Annotated in this window: 19 protein-coding genes; 15 read left to right on the top strand and 4 right to left on the bottom strand. The window is 67.0% G+C overall.

What is annotated here, in order from left to right:
• Position 1: 1 nt before the first annotated feature.
• The 3 genes from FN976_RS26515 to argC are packed head-to-tail and all read right to left on the bottom strand — an operon-like array spanning position 2 to position 3,133.
• A complete protein-coding gene (locus tag FN976_RS26515) occupies positions 2-1,537 on the bottom strand; it encodes a spermine/spermidine synthase domain-containing protein (RefSeq protein ID WP_186511219.1) in 1,536 nt (511 codons plus the stop codon).
• Complete coding sequence (locus tag FN976_RS26510) at positions 1,534-2,190, bottom strand: fused MFS/spermidine synthase (RefSeq protein WP_186511217.1); 657 nt, start codon at positions 2,188-2,190, stop codon at positions 1,534-1,536. Before FN976_RS26510 ends, FN976_RS26515 begins: the two co-directional genes overlap by 4 nt.
• A 22-nt stretch (positions 2,191-2,212) precedes the next feature.
• Complete coding sequence (gene argC / locus FN976_RS26505) at positions 2,213-3,133, bottom strand: N-acetyl-gamma-glutamyl-phosphate reductase (RefSeq protein WP_145896658.1); 921 nt, start codon at positions 3,131-3,133, stop codon at positions 2,213-2,215.
• 172 nt (positions 3,134-3,305) lie between these two features.
• Here argC and sucC point away from each other — a divergent pair, with 172 nt between their 5' ends.
• The 15 genes from sucC to FN976_RS26430 all read left to right on the top strand — a co-directional run bounded on the left by sucC (position 3,306) and on the right by FN976_RS26430 (position 22,157).
• Positions 3,306-4,475, top strand: coding sequence for an ADP-forming succinate--CoA ligase subunit beta (gene sucC, locus FN976_RS26500; protein ID WP_145896656.1), 1,170 nt, complete (start codon positions 3,306-3,308; stop codon positions 4,473-4,475).
• A gap of 9 nt (positions 4,476-4,484) precedes the next feature.
• Complete coding sequence (gene sucD / locus FN976_RS26495) at positions 4,485-5,378, top strand: succinate--CoA ligase subunit alpha (RefSeq protein ID WP_145896654.1); 894 nt, start codon at positions 4,485-4,487, stop codon at positions 5,376-5,378.
• A 96-nt stretch (positions 5,379-5,474) separates the two neighbouring features.
• On the top strand, positions 5,475-6,179 hold the full coding sequence (locus FN976_RS26490; RefSeq protein ID WP_145896651.1) for a TerC family protein: 705 nt from the start codon (positions 5,475-5,477) through the stop codon (positions 6,177-6,179).
• Positions 6,180-6,374: 195 nt separating this feature from the next.
• On the top strand, positions 6,375-9,476 hold the full coding sequence (locus tag FN976_RS26485; protein ID WP_145896649.1) for a CHASE2 domain-containing serine/threonine-protein kinase: 3,102 nt from the start codon (positions 6,375-6,377) through the stop codon (positions 9,474-9,476).
• A gap of 10 nt (positions 9,477-9,486) precedes the next feature.
• Entirely contained in the window at positions 9,487-10,272 is a 786-nt protein-coding gene (locus FN976_RS26480; protein WP_145896647.1) for a Stp1/IreP family PP2C-type Ser/Thr phosphatase, read from the top strand.
• A gap of 49 nt (positions 10,273-10,321) precedes the next feature.
• Positions 10,322-11,026 carry an FHA domain-containing protein gene (locus FN976_RS26475; RefSeq protein ID WP_145896645.1) on the top strand — a complete coding sequence of 235 codons (705 nt, stop codon included), beginning with the start codon at positions 10,322-10,324 and terminating at the stop codon, positions 11,024-11,026.
• Positions 11,027-11,074: 48 nt separating this feature from the next.
• A complete protein-coding gene (locus tag FN976_RS26470) occupies positions 11,075-13,324 on the top strand; it encodes a CHASE2 domain-containing protein (protein WP_145896643.1) in 2,250 nt (749 codons plus the stop codon).
• Positions 13,325-13,338: 14 nt separating this feature from the next.
• Entirely contained in the window at positions 13,339-14,130 is a 792-nt protein-coding gene (locus FN976_RS26465; protein WP_145896641.1) for a 3',5'-cyclic-nucleotide phosphodiesterase, read from the top strand.
• Positions 14,127-16,535: a GspE/PulE family protein gene (locus tag FN976_RS26460; protein ID WP_145896639.1), complete on the top strand. Its 2,409-nt coding sequence runs from the start codon at positions 14,127-14,129 to the stop codon at positions 16,533-16,535. The genes FN976_RS26465 and FN976_RS26460 overlap by 4 nt, the downstream gene beginning before the upstream one ends.
• A gap of 148 nt (positions 16,536-16,683) precedes the next feature.
• On the top strand, positions 16,684-17,160 hold the full coding sequence (locus tag FN976_RS26455; RefSeq protein ID WP_145896637.1) for a pilin: 477 nt from the start codon (positions 16,684-16,686) through the stop codon (positions 17,158-17,160).
• Between the two features lie 88 nt (positions 17,161-17,248).
• A complete protein-coding gene (locus FN976_RS26450) occupies positions 17,249-18,409 on the top strand; it encodes a glycosyltransferase family 2 protein (protein WP_255440864.1) in 1,161 nt (386 codons plus the stop codon).
• A complete protein-coding gene (locus tag FN976_RS29055; RefSeq protein WP_186511214.1) occupies positions 18,406-19,203 on the top strand; it encodes a hypothetical protein in 798 nt (265 codons plus the stop codon). The genes FN976_RS26450 and FN976_RS29055 overlap by 4 nt, the downstream gene beginning before the upstream one ends.
• Positions 19,200-20,381 carry a hypothetical protein gene (locus FN976_RS26440; protein ID WP_186511212.1) on the top strand — a complete coding sequence of 394 codons (1,182 nt, stop codon included), beginning with the start codon at positions 19,200-19,202 and terminating at the stop codon, positions 20,379-20,381. The genes FN976_RS29055 and FN976_RS26440 overlap by 4 nt, the downstream gene beginning before the upstream one ends.
• A 31-nt stretch (positions 20,382-20,412) precedes the next feature.
• The gene (locus tag FN976_RS26435) at positions 20,413-21,204 is read left to right on the top strand and encodes a class I SAM-dependent methyltransferase (RefSeq protein WP_222432889.1); all 792 of its coding nucleotides are present in this window, start codon (positions 20,413-20,415) and stop codon (positions 21,202-21,204) included.
• The gene (locus tag FN976_RS26430; RefSeq protein WP_145896631.1) at positions 21,201-22,157 is read left to right on the top strand and encodes a glycosyltransferase; all 957 of its coding nucleotides are present in this window, start codon (positions 21,201-21,203) and stop codon (positions 22,155-22,157) included. The genes FN976_RS26435 and FN976_RS26430 overlap by 4 nt, the downstream gene beginning before the upstream one ends.
• Here the strand turns inward: FN976_RS26430 and FN976_RS26425 are convergent.
• A complete protein-coding gene (locus FN976_RS26425; RefSeq protein WP_145896629.1) occupies positions 22,154-22,888 on the bottom strand; it encodes a class I SAM-dependent methyltransferase in 735 nt (244 codons plus the stop codon). The genes FN976_RS26430 and FN976_RS26425 overlap by 4 nt on opposite strands.

The following is a 22,888-nucleotide window of genomic DNA, read 5'->3' as shown; positions in this document are numbered from 1 at the left end:
CTCAGAAGGAGAACAGGTCGGGCCAGAAGTACAGCTTGCGGCCGTACTTGAACTCCGTGATCATGTTGTAGTCGGTCACTTCCTCGAAGCGGCGGCCGGCCGCGTTCTGCGCCAGGTCCACCGTCAGGAACGGGATGCGCATGAAGACGTCGATCGCGGCAGACCCCGGCGTGAAGAACGGCTGGCCGTCCAGCCGGAGGTTGGCATAGACCTCGCGCGTGCGTGGCGCATCCTTGCGCGGGCGGAAATCGAAATCCGCGGCATAGACGAAGTTGCGGTACCGGTAGGCGTGCGGAAACACGCGCGCAGCGGTCAGGAAGGCATCGCCGGAACTGGTCGCGTTGAAGGTGAGCACGGCACCCGGCGCCATGTGCGACCGGATCAGCCGCAGGAACTCGGACGACAGCAGCAGCGACGCGTTCGACCGCCAGTGCAGCGTCGTGTTCATGATCACCATGTCGTACTTGCGCTCGGGCCGGTGGCGCAGCCAGCGCCGCGCGTCGTCGATGACGACATTCACGCGCGGGTCGCGCATGGCGGCGGCTTGCGCCGGATACGCCTGCGCGGCCTGGACGTAGCCCGGGTTGATCTCGACGACGTCGATCGTCTCGACGCCGGGAAACTCGCGCACGATGGCCAGCCAGGTCCCGATGGACAGGCCGACCATCAGGACCCGCTTCGGTTCCGGGTGCAGGGCGGCCATCAGCAGCGGCCTTTCGAGGCCGTTGGTATTGCGCTGCGGGTCCAGGTTGGTCCGCCCGTCGTAGACGTTGCCACCGTAGACCACGTCGTCCCCCAGCTCGCCGGGAAAGATCGTGACGATGCCGTGCCGGTTCTCGACCACCGTCTTGGGCACGGGCTGTTTGGGGGTGAGGCTGCGCACCAGCCGGTGGGGCTCCAGCGACTGGGCGGCGATGGCCATGGAGCCCGCCAGCAGGGCCGCCACGCCCACCAGCACGGCCCGTTGCTGGCGCACGGCCAGCGCCAGCGCGGCCGCGGCGGCGGCTTGCGCGGCGCCCAGGAGCAGGAAGCACTGCTGGACGCTCAGGGTGTCCAGCAGCACGTACCCAGTGACCAGCGGACCGAGTGCCGCGCCCGAAACGTTGGCTGTGTAGACCAGCGCGAATCGCTGGCCCTGGCGATCGGCGAAATGCCGCGTGCCCAGGTGGTGCGCGATCGGAAACACGAAGGACAGGATGGCGGACGCCAGGCCGATCACGAAGATGTCGACGAGCGGGTTCTGCACGTGCGCGGAGGTGAGCGCGCCGAACAGGGCCGGCAGGAGCGGCGACAGCGCCGCCGAAACCAGCAGCGCGGCGAGGCTCCAGCGCCACAACTGGGCGTCGGTGGTGGCACGGCGGCAGGCCCGCGCCCCCAGAGACGCGCCGAGCGCGATTCCCAGCAGGTAGGCCGCGAGCACGAAGCCGAAGGCGACGGGAGTGGATGACTTGGTGAAGCCGTAGAGGCGCACCCACAGGATCTCGAGGCTGAGGCTGGCGAAGCCGCAGGCAAAGGAAAGCAGCGCCGGATGGTTCATGGGCCCGTTCCGGCGCGCACCAGCCGGGCGGCGAGCAGGGTGCATGCGATGACCATGAAATTGCCGACGGCCGCCGCCGTGACGACTTGCGGCAGTTCCCACATCGGGAACAGATAGAACGGCACCAGCCCGGCCCCGGTCGCCGCGCCCAGCGTGTTGATGAAGTAGAGCGTGCCGACCGAAACGCCGATGTTGGCGCGGCGCTCGTCGAACGCCATCGTCAGCAGCGGCAGCGTCATGCCCATGAGGATGGTCGGCGCGAGCAGGAACACGAAGCAGGCGGCGACGCTCGCGCCGGCGCCGCTGGACGCGGGCGCCAGCGTGTCCACCAGCCAGGGCAGGAAGGCCAGGCTCGCGAGCCCATAGGCGCCGATCGAAAGTTCGATCAGCGCGTACAGCCGCAGCCGCTGGCGCGGGAAGGTGTCCGCCAGCCAGCCGCCCAGCATCCCGCCGACCCCGATGCCCAGCATGAAGACCGACACGATGATGGTGATGGAGTCGATGTCGACGCCGATGTACCCGTACAGCGCGCGCTGCCAGCCGACCTGGTAGATGAGCGCGCTGGCGCCGGAGACGAAGAAGCCGAGGAGGAGCAGCGTGTCGGCGGCAGGAGACGTGCGCAGCGCGGACGGACCGGGAACGGCAGGTTGCATGTGTGGACGGCTCGGCAGCGGCTCAGAGCCCCAGCATCAGCTTGAGGTTCTGCACCGCGGCGCCGCTCGCGCCCTTGCCCAGGTTGTCCAGCCGCGCGACCAGCACGGCGTGGTGATAGTCCATGTTGCTGTAGACGCGCAGTTCCATCTTGTTGCTGTCGTTCAAGGCCTGCGGCTCGAGCTTGCCGTCGTCCGTCGGCGGCTCCACGCTCACCCACTCGCTGCCTGCATAGTGCTTGGCCAGCGCAGCCTGCAGGTCGGCCGGGGCTGGCTGGCCCGGCAGGGTGTCCAGGTGCAGCGGCAGCTGCACCAGCATGCCCTGGCGGAAGTTGCCGACGGCGGGGATGAAGATCGGCCGGCGCGTGAGCCCGGTGTACTTCATGATCTCCGGCAGGTGCTTGTGCTTCAGCCCCAGCGCATAGACCTCGTAGGCCGGCGCCGTGCCCGCTTCGTAGGCTTCGATCATGCCGCGGCCGCCGCCGCTGAAACCGCTCACGGACGGGAGGGCGAGCGGCGTGTCCGCGGGCAGCAGGCCGGCGTCGACGAGCGGCCGGATCAGGGCGATCGCGCCGGTCGCATAGCAGCCGGGGTTGCTGACGCGCGGCGCCCGCGCGATGGCTTCGCGCTGGCCGGGGGCGAGCTCGGCGAAGCCGAACACCCAGCCCTCGGCAACCCGGTGGGCCGTCGAGGCGTCGATGATGCGCGGCGCCTTGCCGCCCGCCTTCGCGATGTCGTCGACCATGGCCGCCGATTCGCGGGCCGCGTCGTCATGCAGGCAGAAGATCACGAGGTCCACGCCGGCCATGAGCTCGCGCTTGGCGGCCGGATCCTTGCGCCGCTCCGGCGCGATGCTCACGAGTTCGACCTGCGGCATCCCGGCCAGGCGCTCCCGGATCTGCAGCCCGGTGGTGCCGGCTTCGCCATCGATGAAGACCTTGGCCATCCTTCTTTTCCCGTGATTGAAACGTGCGTCCCCCACTGTAAGGCAGGCGGAAAGTTGGTGCGTTGCACCATGATACAGTCGAAGGCTGCATCCCCTGCTGCCGCGGTCGACACGCGTCTTTTCGCCAGCGTTCGCCAGCGCCCCCGAATCCCGATCTCGAGAGACCAAGCTCATGAAGATTCACGAGTACCAAGGCAAGGACATCTTGCGCAACTTCGGCATCCCCGTCCCGCGCGGCATCCCGGCCTTCACGGTCCAGGAAGCGGTGGAGGCGGCCCAGAAGCTTGGCGGCCCGGTCTGGGTCGTGAAAGCGCAGATCCACGCGGGCGGCCGCGGCAAGGGTGGTGGCGTCAAGCTGGCCCGCTCGATCGACGACGTGAAGAAGCTGGCCGGCGAAATCCTCGGCATGCAGCTGGTCACGCACCAGACCGGCCCCGAAGGCCAGAAGGTCCGCCGCCTGTTCATCGAGGACGGCGCCGACATCAAGAAGGAATATTACGTGTCCGCGGTCACGGACCGGGCCTCGCAGAAGGTCGCCTTCATGGCGTCGAGCGAAGGCGGCATGGACATCGAGCAGGTCGCGCACGACACGCCCGAAAAGATCATCAAGGTCTTCGCCGACCCGATCGCCGGCCTGACCGACGCGCAGGCGAAAGAGCTGGCCGACGGCATCGGCGTGCCGGCCGCGTCCACGCCCCAGGCCGTGGACGTGCTGAAGAAGCTCTACAAGGTGTACATGGACACCGATGCCTCGCTGGTCGAGATCAATCCGCTGATCCTCGAAGGCAACGGCAACATCAAGGCGCTGGACGCCAAGTTCAACTTCGACAGCAACGCGCTGTTCCGCCACCCCGACATCGTGGCGCTGCGCGACCTCGACGAAGAGGACGCCGCGGAGGTGGAAGCCAGCAAGTTCGACCTGGCCTACATCTCGCTCGACGGCAACATCGGCTGCCTGGTGAACGGCGCCGGCCTGGCCATGGCGACCATGGACACCATCAAGCTGTTCGGCGCGGAGCCGGCCAACTTCCTGGACGTCGGCGGCGGTGCGACCCCCGAGAAGGTGACCGAGGCCTTCAAGATCATGCTGAAGAACAAGAAGGTGAAGGCGATCCTGGTCAACATCTTCGGCGGCATCATGAAGTGCGACACCATCGCCACCGGCGTCATCACCGCCTGCAAGGCCGTGAACCTGAGCGTGCCGCTGGTGGTGCGCATGAAGGGCACCAACGAGGAGCTCGGCAAGAAGATGCTGGCCGAGAGCGGCCTGCCCATCATCAGTGCCGACACGATGGCGGAAGCGGCCCAGAAGGTTGTCGCCGCGGTTAAAGCTGCTGCCTGAGGAACACACATGTCCATCTACATCAACAAAGACACGCGCGTCATCACCCAGGGCATCACCGGCAAGACCGGCCAGTTCCACACCGAGAAGTGCCAGGAATACGCCAACGGCAAGAACTGCTTCGTGGCCGGCGTGAACCCCAAGAAGGCCGGCGAGAAGATCTTCGACATCCCGATCTATGCTTCGGTCAAGGACGCCAAGAAGGAAACCGGCGCCAACGTTTCGGTGATCTACGTGCCGCCCGCCGGCGCCGCCGCCGCGATCTGGGAAGCGGTCGAGGCCGACCTCGACCTCGCGATCTGCATCACCGAAGGCATCCCGGTGCGCGACATGCTCGAAGTGCGCAACAAGATGAAGGCCAAGGAAGCCGCCGGCGGCAAGAAGACGCTGCTGCTGGGCCCCAACTGCCCCGGCCTGATCACGCCCGACGAGATCAAGATCGGCATCATGCCCGGCCACATCCACCGCAAGGGCCGCATCGGCGTGGTGTCGCGATCCGGCACGCTCACCTATGAAGCCGTGGCCCAGCTCACCGAGATCGGCCTCGGCCAGTCCAGCGCGGTCGGCATCGGCGGTGACCCGATCAACGGCCTGAAGCACATCGACGTGATGAAGGCGTTCAACGACGACCCCGAGACCGATGCCGTCATCATGATCGGCGAGATCGGCGGCCCGGACGAGGCGGAAGCCGCCCGCTGGTGCAAGGACCACATGAAGAAGCCGATCGTCGGCTTCATCGCCGGCGTGACGGCGCCCCCCGGCAAGCGCATGGGCCACGCCGGCGCGCTGATCTCCGGCGGCGCCGACACGGCCGACGCCAAGCTGGCCATCATGGAAGAGTGCGGCTTCAAGGTCACCCGCAACCCGTCGGAAATGGCCAAGCTGCTGAAGGCATTGCTGTAAGCGGCAGCACGATACGAGTTAGCCACAACACGAAGCCGGTTGTCCTGAAGGACAATCGGCTTTCGCTTTTTCCACGCAAGAACAACGAGGCACCGCATGGCAGAGTTCATGACCACCGCTTTCTGGGTCGCAGTGGGCCAGATCATCCTGATCGACATCCTGCTGGGCGGGGACAACGCGGTGGTGATCGCGTTGGCCTGCCGCGGCCTGCCGCCCAAGCAGCGCAAGCTCGGCATCATCTACGGCACCATGGGCGCGATCATCCTGCGGGTGGTCCTGATCGCCTTCGCGCTCGCGCTGCTGGCGATCCCCTACCTCAAGCTGGTCGGCGGCGTGCTGCTGGTCTGGATCGGGGTCAAGCTGCTGATGCCGCACGATGACGACGACCACTCGAACATCAGCGCCAACGACAAGCTCTGGGGCGCGGTGAAGACCGTCATCGTGGCCGACCTGGTGATGAGCGTCGACAACGTGCTGGCCATCGCCGGCGCCGCGCAAGGCGCGGGCCAGGCCCACCAGTTGCCCCTGGTGATCTTCGGCCTGCTGGTGAGCATCCCCATCATCGTGGCCGGCAGCCAGATCGTGCTGAAGCTGATGGACCGCTTCCCCATCATCATCACGCTGGGCGCGATGCTGCTCGGATGGATCGCGGGGCAGATGATCTACACCGACCCGGGCCTGAAGGACTGGCTGCCCGCCAGCAAGACCTGGGAATACGCCATGGCCGCCGGCGGCGCGCTGCTGGTGCTCGCGCTCGGCAAGCTGTTGCAGGCGCGCAAGAAGCCGGAAGCCGCAGCCTGAGCGCCGCCCGGCCGCCGCGAGCGTGCCGGGTGGATTTGCAACAATCCGTAGTCGGAAGGTGACAAAGTCTCTTGCCCGTGACTGTGCCGTCTGATAACGTCGCCAGCAGGAGCCCTGCGCCCTGTTGGCGGCGTTGCGGGAGTGGTTGGCTGTGGGTTTCCACAGTGTCTGGCGGTTCGGACAAGGGGCGGGCAAGTGAGCACATCATCATCCGCTAAGCGCGGGAAGTTCTGGCGCAGCGACTGGTTCGTGGGCGTCCTGGTGGTGCTGGCCGTCGTCATCCTCAACCTCGGCACCGACTTCATCGGCACCCTCGAGCGCCGCTACTACGACTTCGCCGCCACCAGCGGCAACCGCCAGCCCTCCGACCGCATCGCCATCATCGCCATCGACGACCAGAGCATCGCCAACATCGGGCGCTGGCCCTGGTCCCGCGACGTCCATGCGCAGATGATCGACATGCTCGCCGCCGCGAAGGCGAAAACGGTCGTCTACAACGCGTTCTTCTTCGAGCCCCAGACCGACCGCGGCCTGGTCTACATCCGCAAGATCAAGGAAACGCTGGGCCTGGGCGCTCCCGCCGCGCCCGCGGCGGCCCCTTCGGCGCTGGACCCCGCCGCGCCGGCGGCCGCGGCTCCGGCGCCCGCGCCGCAGGATCCCGTGTCCAAGCTCATCGCCGAGGCCGAACAGGCCCTCGACACCGACGGCAAGCTCGCCGCCAGCATGACCAAGGCGGGCAACGTGCTGGTGCCCTCCTATTTCGTGCTGGGCGAACCGCAGGGCAAGGCCGACAAGCCCCTGCCGGCCTTTGCCCTGAAAAGCGCGATCGACGAGAACAACGGTTTTTCGGTGCTGGCCGTGTCGACGACGCAGCCGATCGACTCGATCGGCAACGCCGCCGCCGGCATCGGGCACCTGAACCAGCTCAACGACGTCGACGGCGCGGTCCGCACCGAGCCGATGCTGGTCAACTATTACGGCAAGGCCGTTCCCTCGATGGCCCTGATGGCGGCGGCCCAGAGCCTGAATCTTTCGCCCAAGGACATCCGGCTGAACACGGGCGAGTCGGTGCAGATCGGCAAGCTGCGCGTGAAGACCGATGAATCCGCCCGCATGCTGCCGCAGTTCTACAAGGGCACGGGCGCCAAGCCGGCCTTCGCGGTGGATTCCTTCTACGACGTGCTCTCCGGAAAGATCCCGGCCGCGAAGTACGCCAACAAGATCGTGATCATCGGTCCCACCGCGGCCGGCGTCGGTGTGCAGTTCCCTGCCCCCGGCTATGCGGCGCTGACACCGGTGGAGATGATCGCGCACATCACTTCCAGCATCCTCGGCGAGCACTTCCTGGTCCAGCCCGGCTGGGGCCGCTGGGCGGCGCTCGGCGCGTTCCTGCTGGTGGCGGGCTACCTGATCGGGCTGCTGCCGCGGCTGTCCGCCGGCATGTCCGGCGCCATCACCGCCGCACTCTTCATCGTGCTGCTGGGGGCCGAATACGGCTTGCTGGCCGGCGCGTCGACCTGGTTGCCACTGGTCTACCCGGCGATGCTGCTCGTGATCGGGCACCTCGCGCTCACGACCAAGCGCTTCCTGGTCACCGAGGCCGGCAAGCTGAAGTCGGACGCGGAATCCGCCGAGACGAACCGCATGATGGGCCTGGCGGAGCAGGGCCAGGGCCGGCTCGACCAGGCCTTCGACCGCTTCCGCCGCGTGCCCATGGGCGACGAGGTGATGGGCAACCTCTACAACCTCGCGCTGGACTTCGAGCGCAAGCGGCAGTTCAACAAGGCGCAGGCCGTGTACGAGCACATGGCCGCCTTCAACCCGAAGTACAAGGACCTCGAAGCCAAGCTCAATCGCGCGAAGAACCTCTCCGAGACGGTCATCCTCGGCGGCGGCGGCGGCCATCCGGGCGGCACCATGCTGCTCGATGGCGGCGGCGTCGAGAAGCCGATGCTGGGCCGCTACCAGGTCGAGAAGGAGCTCGGCAAGGGCGCGATGGGCGTGGTCTACCTGGGCAAGGACCCGAAGATCGGCCGTGTCGTGGCCATCAAGACCATGGCCCTGTCGAACGAGTTCGAAGGCGAGGAGCTGAACGACGCGCGCGAACGCTTCTTCCGCGAGGCCGAGACGGCGGGCCGGCTGCAGCACCAGAACATCGTGACCATCTTCGACGCGGGCGAGGAACACGAGCTGGCCTACATCGCCATGGAATTCCTGAAGGGCAAGGACCTGGTCGACCAGTGCAAGGACGGCCACCTGCTGCCGATCCCGCGGGTGCTCTCGATCGTCGCCCGCGTCGCCGAGGCGCTCGCCTATGCGCACCGGCAGAACGTCGTGCACCGCGACATCAAGCCGGCCAACATCATGTACGAGCCGGAAAGCGACGTGGTGAAGGTCACCGACTTCGGCATCGCGCGCATCACCGACTCCAGCAAGACCAAGACGGGCCTGGTGCTGGGCACGCCCAGCTTCATGTCGCCCGAGCAGATCGCGGGCAAGAAGGTCGATGGCCGCTCGGACCTCTATTCGCTGGGCGTGATGCTGTTCCAGATGCTCACGGGCGTGCTGCCGTTCCGCGGCGATTCGATGGCGGAGCTGATGTACAAGATCGCCAACGAGGAGGCGCCCGACATCCGCCTGATCCGCAAGGACGTGTCGCCGCAGCTGGCGGAGATCGTCGCCTTCTCGCTCGCCAAGAAGTCCGAGGCCCGCTACCAGGACGGCGACACGTTCGCGGCCGCGCTGAAGCAGGTGATCAACGACATGACGGGCGGTGCCACCGCGCCGATGCGCGCAGCCGCGCCGGCTGCGGCTCCCCAGGCGGCGCGCCCCGCACCGGCGGTGTCCGCCGTCGCCGCGGCAACGGGCGCCGCCGAGAAGACCGCGGCCTTCCAGCGGCCGCCGCCCGGCGCGGCCGCCGCGCAGGCGGAGAAGACCCTCGTCATGGCGCCCGGGGCCGCGCCGGCGGCCGGCGCGGGCGTGAATTTCGAAGCCACGCAGCCGGCCTCGGCCGCGCGCGGCTTCGCGGCCACGGTGCCCGCGGGCAACGCGCAGTTCGCCGCCACGGTACCCGCTGGCAACGCCCCGGGCTTCGCGGCGACGGTGCCTTCCGGCCCCGGCAGCGGTCCCGCATTCGCGGCCACCCAGCCTGCCTCGGCCGCGCCCGGCTATGATGCGGCCCAGAAACAAGGGGGGGCCGGTCAAGGTCCCCAGTTCGACAAGACCTCCGTGATGACAAAGCCCGCGGCGCCCGGTGCGCCCGGTGCCGGCGGCGGAAAGACCGACCAGGAGCCTTGATCCGGCAACCATGAACTACGAGTTTTGCATTCGCACCGATCCGGGTCTGGCGCGCGAGAACAACGAGGATTCGGTGACGTTCGATGAGCCCACGCGGCTCGGCATCCTGGCCGACGGCATGGGGGGCTACAACGCCGGCGAGATCGCCAGCGGCATGGCCACCACCTTCATCAAGTCCGAGCTGGGACGCTGGCTGGCGCAGGCCGGCCGGCACGCGAACGGCCGCGAGGTGCGCCGCGCCATGGAGATCTGCGTCGACAACGCGAACCGCTCGATCTTCAATGCCGCGAACTCGAACCCGCAATACAGCGGCATGGGCACGACCCTGGTGCTCGGCGTGTTCCAGGACGGCCGGGTGATGCTGGGGCACATCGGGGATTCGCGCTGCTACCGCCTGCGCGCGGGCAAGCTGGAGCGGGTCACCAAGGACCACTCGTTGCTGCAGGAGCAGATGGACGCCGGGCTCATCACCGCGGCGCAGGCCGCGACCTCCACCAACAAGAACCTGGTGACGCGCGCCCTCGGCGTCGAGGATGCGGTGCTGCTCGAGGTCAACGAACACAAGGTCGAACCGGGCGATCTCTACATGATGTGTTCCGACGGGTTGTCGGACATGCTGGAAGACGACGCCATCGAGAAGTTGATGCTGGTCGAGGAGACTCTCGACCAGAAGGTGGCGCATTTGATCGATGCCGCGAACGCCAACGGCGGGCGCGACAACATCTCCGTCCTGCTTGCATTGGCATCGACGGGCTCCAAAAAACGGGGCCTGATTTCGCGATTGCTGGGACAATAGTCTTTGGTATTAGAAGAGCCGTGTTGAATTCATCAGACAGGAGTGGGCCATGCCGAAAATGATCGTCTCGATCGACGGTGTAGTCATCAAGGAAGTGCAGTTGACAAAAGACCGGACGACACTGGGTCGCCGGCCGTACAACGACATCGTGATCGACAACCTCGCGGTCAGCGGCGAGCACGCCGTGCTGCAACTCACCGGCAACGAGGTTTACCTCGAAGACCTCAACAGCACGAACGGCACGTACGTCAACGGCAAGGCTGTGAAGAAGCAGTTGTTGCAGAATAACGACACTGTCGAGATCGGCAAGTACAAGATCAAGTTCATCAACGAGGCGCCCGGCGTCACGTTCGAGAAGACGATGATCATGAAGGCCGGCTCCGTGCCTCCGATCCCCAAACCGGCGGCGCCCGCCGGCGGCGCGCCCCAACCCGCGACGGCCGGCGCCAGTGCCGTCGCCGGCGCCGCGCCCGCCGAGGTCGCGGCCGCGCTCAACGCCAGCATCAAGGTGCTGTCCGGCGCCGCGGCCGGCCGCGAGGTGCCCCTGGTGAAGGTGGTCACGACGATCGGCAAGCCCGGCGTCGCCGTGGCGGCCATCACCAAGCGGTCGAACGGCTTCGTGGTCGCGCACGTCGAGGGCGCGAACAAGCCCACCCTGAACGGCGCCGCCATCGGCCCCGAGCCGGTGACCCTGAAGAACGGCGACATGCTGGAGCTCGCGGGCACCCAGATGCAATTCGTGCAAGCGGCCTGACGGCCGCCGCGCACGCGCTGTCCGCCCGCACGCCGAGAAACCGGGCCCATGGGCTTGCTGATCAAACACTGGCCCCGCATCGGCATCACGCTGATTCCGCTGGTCTTCGCGCTGCTGCACGCCACCGGCGTACTGCCGATCGGGGTGCTGCAGCGGCTGGACGACATCATCTACGACGCGCGGCTGCGGGCGACGATGCCCAAGACGCTGGACGAACGCATCGTCGTGATCGACATCGACGAGAAGAGCCTGGCCGAGGTCGGGCGCTGGCCCTGGGGGCGCAACCGCCTGGCCGGGCTGGTCGACGAGGTCTTCAACCGGCAGAAGGCCGCGCTGCTGGGCTTCGACGTGGTGTTCGCCGAGCCCGACCAGAGTTCCGGCCTGGCGCGGCTGGATGAACTGTCGAAGGGGGAGCTGAAGGATGCTCCCGCGTTCACCGAGCGGCTCGCGCAGCTGCGCGGCACGCTCGACTACGACAGCATGTTCGCCCGCTCGCTGGAGCAGCGGCCGGTGGTCATGGGCTACTACTTCACCAGCGACCGCGAGGGCCGCACGAACGGCATGCTCCCGGCCCCGGTCATGACCAGGGAGGCCATGCAGGGCCGCCCCATCGCGTTCACCAGCTGGAACGGGTTCGGCTCCAACATCGAGCAGGTCGCGAAGGCGGCGCCGGTCGCCGGGTACTTCAACTCCATCACCGACGGCGACGGCGTGGTCCGCTCGATTCCCCTGGTGGCGGAATACAAGGGCAACTATTACGAATCGCTCTCGCTGTCGATGTTCCGCATGCTCGCGGGGCAGCCGCAGGTGCAGCCTGGCTTCCCCAGGGACCGCTTCATCGGGCGCGGCTACACCGGGCTCGAGAGCATCATCCTGCGCCAGGGCGACAAGTCGCTGGCCGTCCCGGTGGACAGCCGGGTGGCGGCGCTCGTCCCCTATCGTGGCCCGGGTGGGGTCGGGGGGCAGTCATTCCGGTACATCTCGGCCGCCGACGTCCTCGCGAAACGCCTGCCCGAGGGCAGCCTGAAGGGCAAGATCATCCTGCTGGGCACCACGGCGCCCGGCCTGCTCGACCTGCGCGTGACGCCCGTCGGGGAAACCTATCCCGGGGTGGAGGTCCACGCCAATGTCATCTCGGGGCTGCTCGACGACAAGCTGTTCGTGAAGCCCGATTACGCCATGGGCTACGAGGTGGTCGTGCTGCTGTTCGCGGGCCTGCTGCTCGCTTTCGCCCTCCCCATCCTCTCGGCCACCCGGGCCGTCGCGGTCAGCGTGCTGATGGTCATCCTGCTCGTGGTGCAGAACTTCTACCTGTTCCAGACCCAGGGCCTGGTGATGCCGCTCGCATCCGCCCTCATCATGGCGATCACCGCCTTCGCGCTCAACATGAGCTATGGCTACTTCGTCGAGAGCCGCAGCAAGCGCGAACTGGCCAACCTGTTCGGCACCTACGTCCCGCCCGAACTGGTGGACGAGATGGTGAAGGCGCCCGAGAACTACAGCATGGCGGCCAGCAACAAGGAGCTGACCGTGATGTTCTGCGACATGCGCGGCTTCACGAAGATGTCGGAGCGGATGGAGCCGACCAAGCTGCAGGAATTGCTGAATTCCGTGTTCAGCCGGCTGACCGACCTGATCCGGTCCAACCGGGGCACCATCGACAAATACATGGGCGACTGCGTGATGGCGTTCTGGGGGGCGCCGGTGGACACGCCGAACCACGCGCAGCTGGCCGTCAAGTCGGCGATGGAAATGGCCAATGCGGTGCGCAAGATCAACGAGGAGCATCGCGCTCAGGGTATACCCGAGATCGGCGTCGGCATCGGGTTGAACACGGGAATGATGTGCGTCGGTGACATGGGTTCGCACATCCGCCGCAGCTACACCGTGATCGGCGATTCGGTGAACCTGGGCTCCCGGCTGGAAGGCCTCTCCAAGGCGTACGGGGTGGACATCGTGGTCAGCGAAAGCTGCCGCCGGGCCGCCCCGGACTTCGCCTGGCAGGAGCTGGATCGCGTGCGGGTGAAGGGCAAGGAGCAGGCCGTGGCGATCTTCTGGCCCGTCGCGCCCTCCGACCGCGTCGAAAAAGGCACCGTGGAGGAGCTCAAGACCTGGGCCGCCTTCCTGAAGTCGTACCGCGCCCAGGACTGGGACCAGTGCGACTTGCACATGCTCAATCTCCAGCGCATGAATGCAAAAAAATACCTTTACGAGGTGTACTCCGAACGTGTAGCCTCGATGAGGTTGCTGCCGTTCGATCCCGCGTGGGACGGCGCCACCAATTTCGAGACCAAGTGACTGAGGGGCGTTGAATGAGGGTGCGCGTGCTGGGCTGCTCCGGTGCGATCGCAAAGGACTGCAAGACCACGTCCTTTCTGATCGACGGCGACCTTCTGGTCGACGCGGGCACCGGCGTGGGCGATCTCACCCTCGAAGAGATGAAGGGCATCAAGCATGTCCTGCTCACCCACTCCCACCTGGATCACGTCGCCGCGCTTCCGTTAATGGTCGACGCGATCGCCTCCACGCTCACCGCCCCGATCAAGATCTCCGCCCTGCCCGGCACGTTGCAGGCACTCAAGCAGCACGTGTTCAACAACGTGATCTGGCCGGACTTCAGCCGCATCCCGACACCGCAGGCGCCCTTCATCACGTTCCACGAGATCCAGGTCGGCCAGACGCTGCACCTGAACGGCAAGCACATCGAGGTCCTGCCGGCCGTGCACACCGTGCCGGCCTGCGGCTATGCCGTCACCGCCGGCGGGGGCTGCTGGGTGTTCACCGGCGACACCGAGCGCAACCCGGCTTTCTGGCGCCGCATCAACCAGATGAACGTCGCCGCGCTGGTGATCGAAACCGCTTTTTCCAACCGCGAGAAGGAACTTGCCAAGCGCAGCCTGCACCTGTCTCCGAACGCCCTGGCCGAGGAGCTGGACTGCATCGACAAGAGCAAGCGCTTCCCGATCTTCATCACCCACACCAAGCCCGCGGAAACCGAGCTGATCATGACGGAGATCCAGAAGTTCGACCAGACGCAGCCGTTCGGTCCGAACGTGGTCCATGACATCCGCTGGTTGCGCGCAGGGCAGGAGTTCGAGCTATGAATGCAGTACTGAAGACGAAAGACACCGAACAGGCCTTCATCGATTCGCAGCAGCTGCCGCCGGACAAGCGCGGCATCTCGTTCGAGGCCCTGTTCTTCCGCCAGCTGACGCAGGTGACGACGCGGATCCACGAGACCGAGAACGTCGACCAGATCATGCTCGAGGTGAGCGCGGACATCTGCAAGCTGTTCAACGCGGACCGTCTCACGCTGTACGCGGTCAGCGAGGACCGCACCTCCATCGTCTCCAAGGTCAAGACCGGGCTGAACACCAGCCGCGACCTGAAGCTGCCGATCAGCCCGCAGAGCATCGCGGGCTACGTCGCGATGGCCAAGCAGGTGGTGAACATCGCCGACGTCTACGACGACGACGCGTTGAAGCGCATCCACCCGCAGCTCGCCTTCCTGAAGGAAGTCGACAAGCGCTCCGGCTACCGCACCAAGCAGATGCTGGTGGTGCCGATCCTCGACGGCGACGTGCTGCACGGGGTCATCCAGGTCATCAACAACAAGAGCGACCAGCCGTTCGGCGAACTCGAGATGGAGGGCGCGGCGCAGCTGACCAAGACGCTCGCCACCGCCATCCGCCAGCGGGTGGAGAAGGCCAGTGACGGCGCGCGCCGCAAGGCCACCAAGTACGACGGGCTGATCGCCGATGGCGTGATGACGTACGACGAACTGGCCAAGGCCGTGCAGAAGGCCCGCGAGGATGCCAAGCCCGTCGAGCACGTGCTGATGGCGGACTACTCGATCCGCCCCGCGCAGATCGGCCCGTCGCTGTCCAAGTTCTTCGGTGTCCCCTACGAAGCGTTCAACCCCGGCCGCATCCGGGTCGAGACGCTCCAGGGCGCGCTCAAGCGCGATTTCATCCAGGAGCAGGGCTGGATCCCGCTCGAGGAAGGCATCGAAGGCCTGATCGTGATGTGCCTGGACCCGGAGGCGGTGCGCAACTCCAAGATCGTCCCGCAGGTGTTCTCGCGCAACAGCCGCTTCCTGTACAAGGTGACGACGCAGACCGAGTTCGAGGAGACGGTCGCGCAGCTGTACGGCGCCCCCGGCGACAGCGGCCAGTCGGTCGAGTCGATGCTGGCCGAACTGAGCGAGGACGACGGCCCGGCCGACGATTCCGGCAACCTCGAGTCCGCCGCCGCCGACAACGAACTGGTGAAGTTCGTCAACAAGATCATCATCGACGCGTACAACATGCGCGCGTCGGACATCCACATCGAGCCGCTGCCCGGCAAGGCCAAGACCGGCATCCGGTTCCGCATCGACGGCGGCCTCATGCCTTACGTCGAAGTGCCGGCCCACTTCCGGTCCGCATTGACCACGCGCCTGAAGATCATGTGCGACCTCGACATCTCCGAGAAGCGCAAGCCGCAGGACGGCAAGATCAAGTTCAAGAAATACGGCCCGCTCGACATCGAACTGCGGGTGGCGACCATCCCCTCCGCCGGCGGCGTCGAAGACGTCGTGATGCGTATCCTGGCCGCCGGCGAGCCCATCCCCATGGACAAGCTGGGCCTGTCGCCCCACAACAAGGAACGCCTCGAGAAGACCGTCACCAAGCCCTACGGCCTATTCTACGTCTGCGGTCCCACGGGCTCCGGCAAGACGACCACGCTGCACTCGGTGCTGAAGTTCCTGAACACGCCGGACACCAAGATCTGGACGGCCGAAGACCCGGTGGAAATCACCCAGCGTGGCCTGCGCCAGGTGCAGGTGAACAAGAAAGCGGGCATTGACTTCGCCCTGGTCATGCGGGCCTTCCTGCGGGCCGACCCGGACATCATCATGGTCGGCGAATCGCGCGACAAGGAAACCGTGTCGATGGGCGTCGAAGCCTCGCTCACGGGCCACCTGGTGTTCTCGACGCTGCACACGAACTCGGCGCCGGAGTCCATCACGCGTCTGCTCGACATGGGCATGGACCCGTTCAACTTCGCCGACGCCCTGCTGGGCATCCTGGCGCAGCGGCTGGCCAAACGCCTGTGCGACTGCAAGGAGGTCTACCTGCCGGAGCAGGAGGAGATCAAGACCTTCATCGCCGAATACGTCGAAGACCTGCGCCACACGCCGGCCTGGAAGGCCGACTACGCCGGCGAGGCCAAGAAGCTGTACGAAGGCTGGGTCCAGATGTACGGCGAGAACGGCCGGCTGAAGTTCTACAAGTCGGTCGGCTGCGACAAGTGCAACAAGACCGGCTACAAGGGCCGGGTCGGCCTGCACGAGCTGCTGATCGGCGACGACCCGACCAAGAAGCTCATTCAGGAGCGCGCCCGCGTGGCCGACCTGTTCGTGTCCGCCATCGCGGGGGGCATGCGCACCCTGAAGATGGACGGCATGGAAAAGGTCATGGCCGGCCTGACCGACCTGAAGCAGGTCCGCTCGGTCTGCATCAAGTAGCCCGCCGACAATTTTTGTCAGCGGGTTCGCCAAACGGTGTCAGCCTGCCGGGCTTGAACCGGGGCCAGTGTGTCAACAAGTTCACATTTTGGCCCTGGCACACGGTTTGCAATATTCGATCGCTTCTTCAACACACACTGGAGGTTCCATGAAGCGTCAACTGCAAAAGGGCTTTACCCTCATCGAACTGATGATCGTCGTTGCGATCATCGGTATTCTGGCCGCCGTGGCCCTGCCTGCGTACCAGGACTACACCAAGCGGGCCAAGATGTCCGAAGTGGTGCTGGCCGCGTCGGCTTGCCGCACGACCATCACCGAAGTGTTCCAGTCCGGTTCCGTCACGTCGATCTCCGCCGGCGGCTGGGGCTGCGAGCAGACCACCCAGGCGAGCAAGTACGTCAAGAGCGTGAACACCGACGGCGCGGGCATCATCACCGTCACGGCCACGGGCTTCAACGACAGCGCCATCGACGACATGACCGTCACGCTGACGCCGTACCACGACGCCACCACCGTCAAGAACCCGGCGACGGCCAACCACATGGGCTCCCCGGTCTACAAGTGGATCTGCGGCCCCGGCACGATGCCCGCCAAGTTCCTGCCCGGCTCCTGCCGCGGTGGCTGATAGGCGCCTCGACGCCTTGCCAAAAAGGGGCCTTCGGGCCCCTTTTTTTGTGGAATGCCGACTCGGCCGTTGCGCCTAAACTCCTCCCGTGGAACTCACCATCCTGATGCCCTGCCTCAACGAGGCCAAAACCGTCCAGGACTGCGTCCGGTCGGCCCGCGCCTACCTGGAGCGGGCGGCCATCGATGGCGAGGTCCTGGTGTCCGACAACGGCTCGACGGACGGATCGCAGGCGCTGGCGGAGGCTGCCGGCGCCCGCGTCGTCCACGCGCCGCAGCGCGGCTACGGCGCCGCCCTGATGGCCGGCATCGAAGGCGCCCGGGGAACCTACGTGATCATGGGCGACGCCGACTGCAGCTACGATTTCTCCCGGCTGGATGCTTTCGTCGAACGCCTGCGGGCCGGCGCCGACCTGGTGATGGGAAACCGCTTCCGCGGCGGCATCGAGGAAGGTGCCATGCCCTTCCTCCACCGGTACCTGGGCAACCCCGTCCTGAGCTTCATCGGCAGGCTGTTCTTCCGCGTGCCGATCGGTGATTTCCATTGCGGCCTGCGCGGCTTCCGGCGCGACGCGATCCAGCGCCTCTCGCTGGTCACTCCCGGCATGGAATTCGCCAGCGAGATGGTGGCGAAAGCCGCCCTGGTCGATCTTCGGATCGAGGAGGTCCCGACGACGCTTCGTCCCGACGAGCGCGGCCGCCCGCCCCACCTGCGGACCTGGCGCGACGGTTGGCGGCACCTGCGCTTCCTGATGCTGTTCTGCCCGCGCTGGCTGTTCCTCTACCCCGGCCTGTTCCTGCTGGCGGTCGGTCTCACGGGTTTCCTGGCGCTGCTGGCCGGACCCATCCAGACCAGCGTTCTCGGGCTCGACATCCATTCGATGCTCTATATGGCCGGGGCCACGATCCTCGGCATGCAACTGGTCCAACTGGCGTTCCTCACCAAGTGGATGGGCGTCCTCGCCAGGGTTGTTCCGACGCCGCGCTGGCTGGACCGTTCGCGCGGCTTCGTGAGCATCGAACTGGGCCTGATCCTCGGTCTCCTGCTCGTGGCGGCCGGCTTCGCGAGTTCGCTGGCCCTGGTCTTCGAATGGCGCGGCACGGGCTTCGGCCGGCTGGATCCGCGCGAGCACATGCGCTGGGCGATTCCCGCCGTGACCCTGATGGTCGTCGGGATGCAGGCCGCGGCGGGCTCCCTGTTTGCCGGCGCCCTGCGTGCCATGTGGACGTCACGCGGCCTCGCACCATGAGCACCGTTGCGCGTGGGCGCCACGCGGACATCGCTGAAGCAGCCGCCATCACCCTCGCGGCCTGGGCCGCGTTCTGCGCGATTGTCCTGCTGCGCGGCGAGATGGGACTCAGCTGGGACGCGCTCAACCACCACATCTACCTGGGCTGGACGGCGGCGCAGAACCGCTTCGACCTGGACGTCCTGCCCGCGTCCTACCAGACCTACCAGTTTCCCTATCTGTACTGGCCGGTGTACGCGCTCGCCGCCGGCAACGCCTCGGGCGTCGGTGCCGGGCTGGCGCTGGCCACGCTCCACGTCGCGGCGGTTCCGCCGCTCTGGTTGCTGGCGCGGCTTTGCATTTCCGAAGGGGGCTGGTGGGGCGTGGGCCTGCGCGCGGCGGCGGTGGTCCTGGCCTTCGTTTCCGGGCTGGTCCTGACCTTCTTCGATTCGACCGCCAATGACCTGCTGGCGTCCGTCCCGGTGCTGTGGGCCGTCGTGCTGTCCATGGGGGAGGCCGCACCCTCGCGCACCAGGGTGATGGTCGCCGGCCTGCTCGGCGGGCTGGCAGTCGCCTGCAAACTGAGCAATGGTCCCCTGGTCCTGCTGCTGGCTTTCCTGTGGGCCGTGGCGCCGGGCACCGCCCGGGTCCGCGCGGAGCGCCTCGTGGCCGGCTGCCTGGCCATCGGCGTCGGCTTCGTTCTCAGCTACGGCTATTGGGGTTGGCTGCTCTGGCGTCACTTCGGCAACCCGTTCTTCCCCTTCCTCGACGCTTCGTTCGAGCCGGTTCGCGCGATGCTGGGCTGGCAACCATGATCCGTTTCATGCCGGACACGTGGTTCGAGGCCGTCATGCGTCCGATCGCAATGGCGGCACCGAACGGCCACGTCTACGTGGAGATCATGGCACCTGACCTGCGGTTCGCCTTCGCGATCGGGCTCGCCGCGATGCTGCTGCTCAGCCTGCGACGGCGCCCGCCGCTGAACCGGCCCACGCGCACGCTGCTCGCGCTGGTTGCCCTGGCTTTCGTCCCCTGGTTGCTCACCAGCGGGAACGGCCGCTATTTCATCCCCTACCTGCTCATCGCCGGCCCCTTGTGCATCGCGCTCGCGTGGGCGCTTCCCGGCACCAAAGCCATCCGGGGCGCCGCGATCGGCCTGATGCTGGGGCTGCAGGTCTTTGTCGTGCTGTACGCCACCAACCCCTGGCGCAGCTGGAGCCTCACCCATTGGCAAGAAGCGCCCTACTTCGACGTCGCGATACCCGCCGACGTCCGGGCGGCGCCCGCCACCTTCGTGACGATCACCAGCATCTCCTATTCGCTCGTGTACCCGTTGTTCCATCCGCAATCGCACTGGATCAACATCTCGAGCATGATCGCGGACACCGCCCGGTCCATCGAGGCCCGGCGCGCGCATGCCCTGTTCGCCGGCACCCGCCCGCTCTACCTCCTGGTGCCGTCCCAACCCATGCACATGGCGAGCGGCAACGTCCCCAATGCGGAACTGCAGGACGTCATCGACCTCCGGCTGAATTCACACCGGCTTGCGCTCGACCGCAGCCAGCCGTGCCGCCTGATGCTCTCGCGCCGCCTCGCCATGGAAGCCTACGGCGACCTGGCCAAGGCCAAGCCGGAGCGGGTGGCGCAACTCGGATTCTGGCTGTGCCCCCTGCGTTACCCGGCCGAGCGCAAGACGGCGCCGCCGGCGCCGGCCACGTTCGACGCGGTCTTCCGCAAGCTGGAGCAGGCCTGCCCGCGCTTCTTCCCGCCGGGCGCGGAGACCGTTCCGTTCGGGGCGGGCGCCATGCGCAACTACAGCGGCGCCGACATGAAGGTGTTGGTCGCCGACGATGGCATGGTGTACTACAAGTACTGGCGGGCCCTGAACTTCGAGCCGGTCGGTTCCATCGCCGAGGTGACCTCCGACAACTTCAAGATGGACTGCTCCAACATGCGGGGCCGTTCGGGTCTTCCGTGGGAGCGCGCGATATGAAGGCCCTGGCCCTGGCCGTGGCGGGATGGGCATGAAGCTGCTGCGCAAAGCCGTCGGCGGCTTGGGGCGTGCTCTGCTGGGTTGGCCGGGCGCGCGCGAATGCGTGGTGTGCGGCAAGCGCCTCGCCCGGTTCCTGCCTTACATGTCGAGCGGCCTGCGGCCCTTCCGGCTGCCCGGTCTCATGCAGGCGCTCGAGGTGGTCGGCAGCGACATCGCGCATTTCAGCTGCCCGCACTGCCTTTCGCACGATCGCGAGCGCCACCTGGTGCTCTACCTTCGCGCCGCGGGCTTCCTGGAACGGCTCGCCCATTGGCACATCCTGCACATGGCGCCGGAGCCGCACCTCGCGCGCCTCATCGCCGAAAGGCAGCCGGCGCGCTATGTTCGCGGTGACATCGCGCCTTCCTCCGCGGAGATCGAGCGCATCGACCTGCAGCAGATCCCGTATCTAGAGGCCAGCTTCGACCTCGCCATCGTCAATCACGTCATGGAGCACGTGGGCGACGATGCCGCCGCATTGCGCGAGCTGGCGCGGGTCCTGAAGCCCGGCGGCTACGCCATCCTGCAGACACCCTACTCGCCCATGCTCGAATCCACCTTCGAGGACCCCGGCATCCGCGCACCCGAGGCCCGGCTGCAGGCCTACGGCCAGGAGGATCACGTCCGCCTGTACGGGCGTGACATCTTCCGCCGCTTCGCGGCCGTGGGGCTGGTCGACCACACCGCAGCCCACGAGCAGGTGCTGCCGGGAGTCGACCCCGCACGGTACGGTGTCAACGCGCGCGAACCGTTCATCCTCTTTCGCAAACCGGAGGCGCGATGAAACTGGCGCGGCCCCGCGTCAGCGTCTGCATCGCGACCTACAACCAGGCTCCCTTCATCGCCGACTCCGTGCTCAGCGTCCTCGCGCAGGACGATGCCGGCGTCGAGGTGCTCGTCGGCGACGACGGCTCCTCGGATGGGACCCGGGAAATCGTGGCGGCGTTGGCCGATCGATTTCCGGGGCGCTTCCTGCCCGTCCTGCGGACCGGCAACATCGGTGGCACCGAGAACTACCAGGACCTGGTGCGACGCGCCACGGGCGACTTCATCGCGCATCTCGACGGTGACGATGCATGGCTGCCCGGCAAGCTGCGCGCCCAGGTCGACTTCCTTCTGGCGCATGCAGACTGCCCGGCGGTCTACACCAACGCGGTGGCCCTCGACGCCGCCGGCCGCCTGCTCGGGCCCTTCACGAATGCGCACCCCGCCCGGATGCCGCTCGGCTACGTGGCCGCCCGGGGCAACTACCTCATGCACAGCTCGATGATGTACCGCGCCGCTCACCGGGAAGTCTTCACGGCGCCGCCGCCACCGGTGATCGACTATGCGATCCACCTGGCCTTCGCGCGGCTCGGCCCGCTCGGTTTCATCGACCGTGCGCTGGCGGTCTACCGCGTCGGCACGCCGACCTCCACGGTGCGAACTCGCTACGAGTTCGTGCAGCAACTTCTTTGGGCCGCATTGCGGGAAGCGGGGGCGCACCTCGACGCGCCCTTGCGCAGGGAGGCCGCCACGCACTTCTTCGCCGAGGTGCTGGTCGCGCGTGTGCAGGGCAAGGCTGGCCCGAACCCGGCACTGGACCAGGAACTGGCGCAGGCGGCTGGTTGTTCAAAGGCCGTACTGATGGCCCGCGCGGGCCCGGTCCTGGCGCGGCTTGGCGCGGCAGCCATCCAGCGCTACGCCTGGCGCGCCGCCGGGCTGCCGGAGCGGCTGGCGGTGCACGCCCGCGTCTAGGCCGCCGGCCGCGCGCACACGTGGTAGATGCTGGAGCAGAGGTCCGGGTAGGTGTGGCCCAGCTCGTAGCAGCCGTCGAGATAGGCGTCGGAGATGACGCCGGCCTTCAGCGCGGCATCGATCTGGAAATTCGCCAGCCCCTTGAAGAAGAGGCCCCCATGCCACACGCTGCGCAGGCCGGCCGCGCGGATGTCCGCGTGCAGGGTGTCGAGCGAATAGGTCACGCGATGGCCATGGGCGAGTTCCGCCGGCGTCACGGCGGCTGCGTGCGTGATCAGCCCCATCTTCACGGCGATCTGGCGCGACCCCGCATGCGCGTTGGGCGTCGCCACGAACAGGCGGCCGCCGGGGGCCAGCCAGCCGCCGATCCGCGCCAGCATGGCGGCCCGCTCGTCCAGGTGCTCCAGCGTGTGGATCAGGAAGATGTTGGCGTAGGCCCGCGACGGGGTGAATTCCTCGAAGCGGGCGTGCGTGAATTGCGCCCGGCCCTGCGTGGCCTCGCGCGCCTGCGTGATGCATTCGGCGGAGGCCTCCACGACATCGACGTCGGTGAAGCGCTCGCACAGCAGCCGCGTGAAGTGCCCGTGGTAGCAACCCAGTTCCAGTGCCGGGCCATCCATCGCCAACGGCCCGAAGGCCCGCATCATGTAGCGGTGCATCCGGTAGTCGAAATCGTACGCGTAGCGGTGCTCCGGGTGGTCGCGCGCCTCGGTGTCGTAGTCACGTTCCAT

Origin of the sequence: Caenimonas sedimenti (assembly GCF_007833165.1) — a bacterium.
Taxonomy (GTDB): domain Bacteria; phylum Pseudomonadota; class Gammaproteobacteria; order Burkholderiales; family Burkholderiaceae_C; genus Ramlibacter; species Ramlibacter sedimenti.
This window is presented reverse-complemented; position numbering and strand designations above follow the sequence as displayed.

Excerpts from the sequence above, each read along its gene's own strand:
- FN976_RS26510 (WP_186511217.1), bottom strand. The coding sequence starts at position 2,190 with ATGCAACCTGCCGTTCCCGGTCCGTCCGCGCTGCGCACGTCTCCTGCC.
- FN976_RS26515 (WP_186511219.1), bottom strand. The coding sequence starts at position 1,537 with ATGAACCATCCGGCGCTGCTTTCCTTTGCCTGCGGCTTCGCCAGCCTC.
- sucD (WP_145896654.1), top strand. The coding sequence starts at position 4,485 with ATGTCCATCTACATCAACAAAGACACGCGCGTCATCACCCAGGGCATC.
- FN976_RS26430 (WP_145896631.1), top strand. The coding sequence starts at position 21,201 with ATGAAACTGGCGCGGCCCCGCGTCAGCGTCTGCATCGCGACCTACAAC.
- FN976_RS26465 (WP_145896641.1), top strand. The coding sequence starts at position 13,339 with ATGAGGGTGCGCGTGCTGGGCTGCTCCGGTGCGATCGCAAAGGACTGC.
- FN976_RS26490 (WP_145896651.1), top strand. The coding sequence starts at position 5,475 with ATGGCAGAGTTCATGACCACCGCTTTCTGGGTCGCAGTGGGCCAGATC.
- FN976_RS26425 (WP_145896629.1), bottom strand. The coding sequence starts at position 22,888 with ATGGAACGTGACTACGACACCGAGGCGCGCGACCACCCGGAGCACCGC.
- FN976_RS29055 (WP_186511214.1), top strand. The coding sequence starts at position 18,406 with ATGAGCACCGTTGCGCGTGGGCGCCACGCGGACATCGCTGAAGCAGCC.
- argC (WP_145896658.1), bottom strand. The coding sequence starts at position 3,133 with ATGGCCAAGGTCTTCATCGATGGCGAAGCCGGCACCACCGGGCTGCAG.
- sucC (WP_145896656.1), top strand. The coding sequence starts at position 3,306 with ATGAAGATTCACGAGTACCAAGGCAAGGACATCTTGCGCAACTTCGGC.
- FN976_RS26440 (WP_186511212.1), top strand. The coding sequence starts at position 19,200 with ATGATCCGTTTCATGCCGGACACGTGGTTCGAGGCCGTCATGCGTCCG.
- FN976_RS26470 (WP_145896643.1), top strand. The coding sequence starts at position 11,075 with ATGGGCTTGCTGATCAAACACTGGCCCCGCATCGGCATCACGCTGATT.
- FN976_RS26460 (WP_145896639.1), top strand. The coding sequence starts at position 14,127 with ATGAATGCAGTACTGAAGACGAAAGACACCGAACAGGCCTTCATCGAT.
- FN976_RS26435 (WP_222432889.1), top strand. The coding sequence starts at position 20,413 with ATGAAGCTGCTGCGCAAAGCCGTCGGCGGCTTGGGGCGTGCTCTGCTG.
- FN976_RS26475 (WP_145896645.1), top strand. The coding sequence starts at position 10,322 with ATGCCGAAAATGATCGTCTCGATCGACGGTGTAGTCATCAAGGAAGTG.
- FN976_RS26455 (WP_145896637.1), top strand. The coding sequence starts at position 16,684 with ATGAAGCGTCAACTGCAAAAGGGCTTTACCCTCATCGAACTGATGATC.
- FN976_RS26480 (WP_145896647.1), top strand. The coding sequence starts at position 9,487 with ATGAACTACGAGTTTTGCATTCGCACCGATCCGGGTCTGGCGCGCGAG.